General features: G+C 47.7%; 5 protein-coding genes, 4 tRNA genes and 3 pseudogenes. 9 read left to right on the top strand and 3 right to left on the bottom strand.

Going from position 1 to position 7,569, the window contains the following annotated elements:
- Together VJY99_RS05975 and pspE are read right to left on the bottom strand one after the other, a co-directional pair.
- A pseudogene (locus VJY99_RS05975) lies at positions 1 to 224 on the bottom strand (carboxymuconolactone decarboxylase family protein); the annotation flags it as partial.
- Between the two features lie 254 nt (positions 225 to 478).
- On the bottom strand, positions 479 to 820 hold the full coding sequence (gene pspE, locus VJY99_RS05970; protein WP_324117155.1) for a thiosulfate sulfurtransferase PspE: 342 nt from the start codon (positions 818 to 820) through the stop codon (positions 479 to 481).
- A 184-nt stretch (positions 821 to 1,004) separates the two neighbouring features.
- On the opposite strand from pspE, the pseudogene VJY99_RS05965 reads away from it, so the two are divergent.
- Positions 1,005 to 1,130 (top strand): annotated as a pseudogene (locus tag VJY99_RS05965) (IS481 family transposase); the annotation flags it as partial.
- A 407-nt stretch (positions 1,131 to 1,537) separates the two neighbouring features.
- On the opposite strand, the gene VJY99_RS05960 reads toward VJY99_RS05965, so the two are convergent.
- Positions 1,538 to 1,613: transfer RNA gene (locus VJY99_RS05960), tRNA-Asn, on the bottom strand.
- 346 nt (positions 1,614 to 1,959) lie between these two features.
- Here VJY99_RS05960 and nac point away from each other — a divergent pair.
- The 8 genes and pseudogenes from nac to VJY99_RS05920 form a co-directional block, all read left to right on the top strand.
- Positions 1,960 to 2,877: a nitrogen assimilation transcriptional regulator NAC gene (nac, locus tag VJY99_RS05955; protein WP_324117154.1), complete on the top strand. Its 918-nt coding sequence runs from the start codon at positions 1,960 to 1,962 to the stop codon at positions 2,875 to 2,877.
- A 105-nt stretch (positions 2,878 to 2,982) separates the two neighbouring features.
- Positions 2,983 to 3,930, top strand: coding sequence for an HTH-type transcriptional regulator Cbl (cbl, locus tag VJY99_RS05950; protein WP_324117153.1), 948 nt, complete (start codon positions 2,983 to 2,985; stop codon positions 3,928 to 3,930).
- Positions 3,931 to 4,153: 223 nt separating this feature from the next.
- Positions 4,154 to 4,229 (top strand) — tRNA-Gly (locus tag VJY99_RS05945).
- A 49-nt stretch (positions 4,230 to 4,278) separates the two neighbouring features.
- Positions 4,279 to 4,352: transfer RNA gene (locus tag VJY99_RS05940), tRNA-Cys, on the top strand.
- A gap of 12 nt (positions 4,353 to 4,364) precedes the next feature.
- Positions 4,365 to 4,451, top strand: a tRNA-Leu gene (locus VJY99_RS05935).
- A gap of 742 nt (positions 4,452 to 5,193) precedes the next feature.
- A complete protein-coding gene (locus VJY99_RS05930; protein ID WP_324117152.1) occupies positions 5,194 to 5,403 on the top strand; it encodes a glycogen synthase in 210 nt (69 codons plus the stop codon).
- Positions 5,404 to 5,780: 377 nt separating this feature from the next.
- Entirely contained in the window at positions 5,781 to 6,722 is a 942-nt protein-coding gene (locus VJY99_RS05925; RefSeq protein ID WP_324117151.1) for a metallophosphoesterase, read from the top strand.
- A gap of 113 nt (positions 6,723 to 6,835) precedes the next feature.
- A pseudogene (locus VJY99_RS05920) lies at positions 6,836 to 7,457 on the top strand (tyrosine-type recombinase/integrase); the annotation flags it as partial.
- Positions 7,458 to 7,569 lie beyond the last annotated feature (112 nt).

Raw genomic sequence — 7,569 nt, 5'->3', positions numbered from 1 at the left:
TGTGCCGGAATATCCCGTGCGGCATTAAACCGGGCTGACAGGTTTTGAAACGCGATCAGCGCGGTTAATTCGGTAAGCGTTTTGTCATCAAAATGGACTTTCAATTCAGCTTTTAGCGTGTCATTGATGAGCGGCGGCGTGGCCGTCATCGCATCAGCGTAGGCCAGTGCAGCCTGTTCTTTGGCCGTAAACAGCGTTTCTTCACGCCAGTTGGCGATTATAAGCTCCTGGAAGAGTGCTTCTATAAGCCAGAGATAGATACACATAAAGCATGCCGGCTTTGAAGCTAATGTAATTCAAGATGTTATGCATTGATCATGACCAAAGTGACAGTGACTTCGGCACATTTGACGATGTCATTTGAGCAGATGACAAAGGGTACTGGAACGTGTCTTCGTTGTGGACTCAGTACAGGATGGGGGACGATTGCTGCAAAAGGAGTCCCTGATGCGTGATAAAAACATCAGGGAGGGGAATGTTATTGTTTTACCATGATTTGTGTTTTTTCAACGTTTTTCAGGCCACCGTCATTAACCACATTTTTGTAGCCCATCTCTTTGAGGAGAGTTTCGGCTTTGCCAGATTTATTGCCGGTGTTGCAATACAGATGCAGCGTGTCATTTTTATCCTGAGACACTTCCTGGATGCGCTGCCCTATCTGCTCCAGCGGGATGTTCACGGCACCTTCCACATGCGTTTCTTTATACTGTTCTGGAGCGCGCACATCAATCCAGTGTTCTGCCGCCCATAGGGAGTTTGATGCCAACAACAGGGCACTGGCGAGCAGCGCTTTTTTTACCAATCGAGTTTGACCAAACATCGTGATATTTTTCCTTAACGAATAAAGGGGACATTCCCTTGATGTGGTGACTGCCACCAGCTTCAGTGAAGCTGTGGAAGTAACCATAGAGTTACAAGGGAATTATTATAAACGCTGTGAGCCCGGTTATCGTCGCCAGAAAGAGAGATATCTGATCCCGGTTGCAAAAAAAGTTCGCATTGTTCAACAACGCCTCCGTAAGAAGTTATATGGCGACCTGGGAAGCGTGCAAGCTGATCTGGACAACTGGCTGTTGTATTTCAATAATGAACGGAGTCATCAGGATGAAATGTGCTGCGGGCGTAAGCCCGGGAAGAGAGATGAACACCATCGGCCACATAGATGTTTTAACCCATGCGTAAGTTTTGCCATGGTGATAATTTTCCTGCCGCCAGGTAGCCTGGCAGCGCTGCAACACTATCAGGTTCAATTCTCTGCCTGGCACCAGCAACACCCGATTGAAACGGCAATGGCATTCTTTTTCATTTATGTCGTTATCACGACACTTTCGATACCCTGCGGCACATTATTAACGCTATTGGCAGGGTTGCAGTTTGGTTTGATTAAGGGAACTCTTCTGGTGCTGCTGGCGGCAACGTGTGGCGCAACGCTTGCGATGCTCATCACTAACGCTTTGAATCAAAACATAAAGAGATTTTCAAGAATGCATAAAAGCAAAAAGCCTGCTTAAGTTTCCTTAAGCAGGCTTTTCAAATTTGGCTCCTCTGACTGGACTCGAACCAGTGACATACGGATTAACAGTCCGCCGTTCTACCGACTGAACTACAGAGGAATCGCTTGAACGGGGCGCATATTAGCGAGGCGATTCAGGCTTGTCAAAGCCTCTCATCACGCCGTTGGTTCGTTTGCCGATAAAACCAGCAAATCGCAAAGTGGTTTTTGTTCTTGATATGCCTGGTGGTATGAGTGTGCGCACTGAAATGGTGCGTAAATACCTCTTATGGGGCATAAGAGAACCATTGTTTCAATCTCAAATTCTGTCGTTTAAATCACTTTTGCTTATTATCCAGACTGTTAGCGCATCTGGTCGGATGTTTATAAAAAGTGGCAAGCATATTGCAGTTCCTAGAGAGACATCACTGCCGAGATTGGCGTTGGCATTCCGTGTAGGAGGCAAAATGAATTTAAGACGACTGAAATACTTCGTAAAAATCGTCGATATTGGTAGCCTGACTCAGGCCGCAGAAGTGCTGCATATCGCGCAGCCAGCGTTGAGCCAGCAAGTCGCTACCCTTGAAGGTGAAATGGATCAGCAGCTGTTAATTCGCACCAAACGCGGCGTAACGCCAACAGAAGCAGGAAAAATCCTCTATACCCATGCGAGAGCAATTCTTCGCCAGTGCGAGCAGGCACAGCTAGCTGTTTGCAATGTGGGCCAAACATTAGGCGGGCAGGTTTCTATTGGCCTGGCACCTGGCACCGCAGCTTCATCTATCACCATGCCTTTATTACAGGCAGTACGTGCGGAATTACCCGACGTGCTGGTCTATCTGCATGAGAACAGTAGTTCTGTCCTGAATGACAAGCTGTTAAGCGGCCAGCTTGACATGGCGGTCTTATATGACCGTTCTCCGACGGCGGGCATCATTAGCCAACCGTTACTTAAAGAGGAGTTGTTTCTGGTCGGCACCCGCGACTGTCCAGGTTTGACAGTCGATCTCGCTGCGGTGGCCGAAATGAACCTATTCCTGCCGCGTGATTATAGTGCCGTTCGTAAACGTGTGGATGAAGCGTTCTCACTGCGTCGCTTGACGGCGAAAATTACCGGTGAGATTGATTCCATATCGACCCTGACTGCGGCTATTGCCAGCGGCATGGGGGTGACGGTATTGCCAGAATCAGCAGCGCGATCGCTGGTGAGTTCAGCAAATGGTTGGATGGCGCGTATCACCAGCCCTTCACTGAATTTACCGCTCTCGGTTAATTTGTCGGCGCGCACCGCGTTGTCACCACAAGCGCAGGCGGTAAAAGACATTTTAATGTCCTTAGTGGTTCGTCCTGTGCAAGAAAATCGCGAGTTGCAGCTTGTAGGCTGACATGGCTTATTGCTAAATCGAATAACTTGCTGGTTTTTATTATTTGGTATCTCGGGGTTACCACTTTAACAATAGTGTAAAGAATGGTCATGCCCCGGGGGCAATGTGAACTTCCAGCAACTTAAAATTATTCGCGAGGCGGCTCGGCGGGACTACAACCTGACCGAAGTCGCCAACATGCTTTTTACCTCGCAATCAGGCGTTAGTCGCCATATCCGGGAACTGGAAGAAGAACTCGGTATCGAGATCTTCATTCGTCGTGGGAAGCGTTTATTAGGTATGACGGAACCTGGCAAAGCCTTGCTGGTCATTGCCGAACGTATTCTTAATGAAGCCAGTAATGTACGGCGTCTGGCCGATGTGTTTACTAATGACGCCAGTGGCGTTCTGACGATTGCGACAACCCATACTCAGGCACGCTACAGCTTGCCGTCAGTGATTAAATCCTTCCGTGCGTTGTTTCCAGAGGTCCGTCTTGAATTAATTCAGGGCACGCCACAAGAAATTGAAACGCTGCTGCATAACGGCACGGCGGACATTGGCATCGCCAGTGAACGGTTGAGCACCGATCCTTTAGTTGTCGCCTATCCCTGGTTTCGCTGGTACCACACTTTGCTGGTGCCGCACGGCCATCCATTGATTCATGCCAATCCTCTCACCCTGGACGATATCAGCCGCTGGCCGATTATTACTTATCGGCAGGGTATAACAGGGCGTGCGCGTATTGACGAGGCATTTTTACGTCGCGGGTTAACGCCTGATATTGTCCTGAGTGCGCAAGATTCTGATGTAGTAAAAACCTATGTTGAATTGGGGCTGGGTATTGGCCTGGTTGCGTTTCAAGCCAGTGGTGATGAAGGAGGGGAGTTGGTCAGGCTGGATACGCGTCACTTGTTTGACGCCAACACGGTTTGGCTTGGGCTCAAACGCGGGCAGCTTCAGCGTAATTACGTCTGGCGTTTTATCGAATTATGTAATCCTGAGCTTTCTGTGGCGGATATCAAGCGATTAGCGCTAGAACCCGAAGAGACCGTGCTGGATTATCAGATTTGATCCTTTTTCCATTAGATGTGCTATTTTTTTAGCCGCTTTGAGGCGCTAATTGTGTGAAGCGTGATCGGTGCGGTGCAAAATTCAGCAAACGAAGCGCGGTGACCGAAAATTTCATTGACTCACCGCGTCAGGTAAGTAGAATGCAACGCATCGAACGGCAGCACAGCTTGCCAGAAGATAGTAAAATCAAATGATTAGCTTTAAGCTTCATTAAAATGATTTTGCGGGAATAGCTCAGTTGGTAGAGCACGACCTTGCCAAGGTCGGGGTCGCGAGTTCGAGTCTCGTTTCCCGCTCCAAATTTAAGTAGCAGAAATTCTGTTACAGCCTGCAAAGGTAAAAAGTTTTGGCGCGTTAGCAAAGCGGTTATGTAGCGGATTGCAAATCCGTCTAGTCCGGTTCGACTCCGGAACGCGCCTCCACTTTCTTCCCGAGCCCGGGTGGTGAAATCGGTAGACACAAGGGATTTAAAATCCCTCGGCGTTCGCGCTGTGCGGGTTCAAGTCCCGCCCCGGGCACCATGGGAAACACCAGAATAATCAAAGCAATAAGCAGTGTCGTGAAACCACCTACGGGTGGTTTTTTTATGCCTGAAATTCAGGTCCTGTGCATATCCTGTGCTCACGGGGTGCAATGAACTGCAACAAACAGCCTGGTAATGCAAAAAACTCAATCAGATTATCAGCATTATCATGGGCCCTGTTCCCGTGTTTTTCCGGTACGTCTCCGGTAACGGAATCGCTCAAGTGCCTGCGCTATGTAGCGGGTAGTGAAAGTACATCAGGTTCCATCAGCCCATTCAGGCGTACAGCGCTATAAATCCCTATTCGGTCATCTTCATTGAATCGTTGTTTTACCATGCGCTGGGCTTTGTTCAAGTCCCCCAGTCTTTGACCGGTCACCTGACAGGGTATGGTTGTCTGTCCCTGCTTGATTTTCTGTTATGGCATGTTTGCTGCGTGAATGATTATTGGAGCAAAACCGATTTATTCGACAACACCCTGATCCGCCACTTACTGCCGGTCATACGATATCGTCAGTCATCGTCAGTCATGAAACACTGACAATTCCTTTTGGGATAGATTTTTAGTCATGCTATTTCTGTCATTGTTAAAATAATCGTTACATTAATTGTTTTATTTTGTACAAAATTGCAACATTTTGTAATGTGCAGTGGTAAGCTGTGCGTAATTTCTGACTGGAGAATTCTGAGATCAGAAAAGCATAAGGGCTTTCTGCTATTAAAAAATTAATGGATATGCAATGAATAATGAAATTCACACAGTAAAAAGTTTCGATTTTCTGGCACGTAGTTTCGCACATATGCATTCACAGGGACGGGGTCTCAATATCCGGGCCGTCACTGGTAATATGAGTAAAGAGCAACAGAACTGGTTCCAGGAGCGTTACACCCACTACTGCGAACAGGGCATATGTGCCAGCTTGCTGGAAATAGAGCACTCATATAGATAATCATCAATATTGCTTTCTTTTCTTCCCGTTGAATTAACCTCACAGACTGCGCATATCTCACGGTACGGAACGCACCCCGGCACGGAAACGGCACTATACTGCCCTCCGCCTGCCGGTTTCGCATATAAAAAATTTTTCAGTATATAGATCTCGCAAAGGATCACGCCAGCCCGTGACACCACTGGTTGCGGGGGCTGATAGCACATTGCCGGGGATAATTGTTGCCTGATAAGTAACTGCATTGAGGGTGATAATACTGTAGATGTTTTGTCTGGCCTTCATCGTTCAGCTGGTACCGGGTTGCTGAATGTGGTTTCCTTACGAAAACTGTTACCATTGATAAGATAGTTTCTCGTTATCAATCTAAAGGCGTTTTGATGCTGAGCTCAGACCAGTCACAGAATCGTAGAATCTTCATTGGTGATATTCACGGTCAATACAGCAAGCTTGCTGTATTGATGGATCATATCTGCTCTCAGGAGAACATGGATAACAATATCCTGATCTTCCTTGGCGATCTTATTGATAACCAGCCTGGTACTCAGATTGCTCATCTGGCTGTACTGGAGCGAGTCAGGGAATATGTAGATGCAGGACGGGCTATATGTCTTATGGGCAATCATGAATTTAATGCCATTGGCTGGGCAATGCGACATCCGGTAAGTGGTGAGCCACTGCGTCCACACAATGAGAATAACCATCGTCAGCATCAGGCTTTTCTTGATGATGTAATTGAAGACAGCCCACAGCATGCTGCATGGATTGAATGGTTTAAATCATTACCCGTATTTGTTGATTATGGTGATATCCGGGCTGTGCATGCATGCTGGGACGATAACGCTATTACGCGTCTGCGCCCCTGGCTTGATGAGCATAACAGACTGATACCAGAAGGCTGGGTGCATGCCTTTGATAAACAACATGAATTGTATCACCTAATGGAAACTATACTCAAAGGGCCTGAAATGAGGTTACCTGAGGGTTACAGCTTCCAGGATAAAACTGGCATTGAGCGGCGTAATATTCGTGTTCGATGGTGGTTAAATAATGCGAGAACATACCGTCAGTTAGCACAGGTTCAACTGGACATGGTTGACAGAATACCGGATCTACCGCTTGAACAACCTTATCCAATCCTGTCTGAAGTTCCCGTTGTGGTGGGGCACTATACCTTATCCGGCGAACCGGAATTACTGAGCAACGCAGTGGTCTGTGTCGACTACAATGCGGCAAAAGCAAATAATCCTCTACAGGCATGGGTATATGACAGCGATATGGCGTGCATAACAAAGGGACAGTTTGTCAGCATTCCGGGCTGAGCGTGCCCGGTACTGGAGTAAGAAGGGGATGACACGTTGACAAACGTAATTGTTATTTCAAGCTTTTAACCAGTTCGATAAAGTATGAATTAAGTCACACTGGCAATAGCTATCTGCCACGATTGTGGAGTTTGCCATCGTTACTTAACCATACGCCATCACTAAGTAAAGAAGCGATTGCGCTGGGTAATGACCCGAAAGCGGAACGCGATAACTATCGGGCAATGCCGACGCTCAGTGAGTTTTTCCACCAGACCTATCTTCCTTACATCAAACACCATAAAAAGTCCTGGATAAGGATGTCCAGTGTTACGCCGATTACATTGAACCCCTTCTGGGAAAAACACGTTACAGCGAGCTCAGGGGCAGGGAGATCCAGCAGGTTCTGTTTGACATGCTGGAGGGGCGTTTTTAGGGCGGACCCTATGCACCTTCCACCTGTAACCGGAGGCTTGCCATCCTGAAGACCATGGGGCGATACGCACTGCGTCAGGATGTGCTGGAGAAGAATGAAGCCGATAAGGTCTCACTGTTACGGGAAGATAATCAGCGCACCCGGTTCTTTGACGCGGATGAAATCAGATGCATTCTGGAAGCGGCTTATACGTATCCGAATAAAGCGGCAGGGGGCTGATGGCCATGTTGCTGCTGACCGGAACCCGAAAATCAGAAATGCTGAATGTTCGGCATGAGCATAATGATCGGATAAACCGGACATTATTCATCCCGTATACCGTAAGCTAGTGCTGATGCAATCGCATCAAAATCGCACCCTTTAGCGAAAAAACCATGCCTGCCGCCTCGCTACCAGAGAGACATTGTCGTCCAATTCACTTTCGATGCAGCG

Origin of the sequence: Buttiauxella sp. (assembly GCF_035271705.1) — a bacterium.
In the GTDB taxonomy this organism is placed as follows: domain Bacteria; phylum Pseudomonadota; class Gammaproteobacteria; order Enterobacterales; family Enterobacteriaceae; genus Buttiauxella.
The sequence above is the reverse complement of the archived record's forward strand: the minus strand, read 5'-3'. Positions and strand labels throughout refer to the sequence as shown.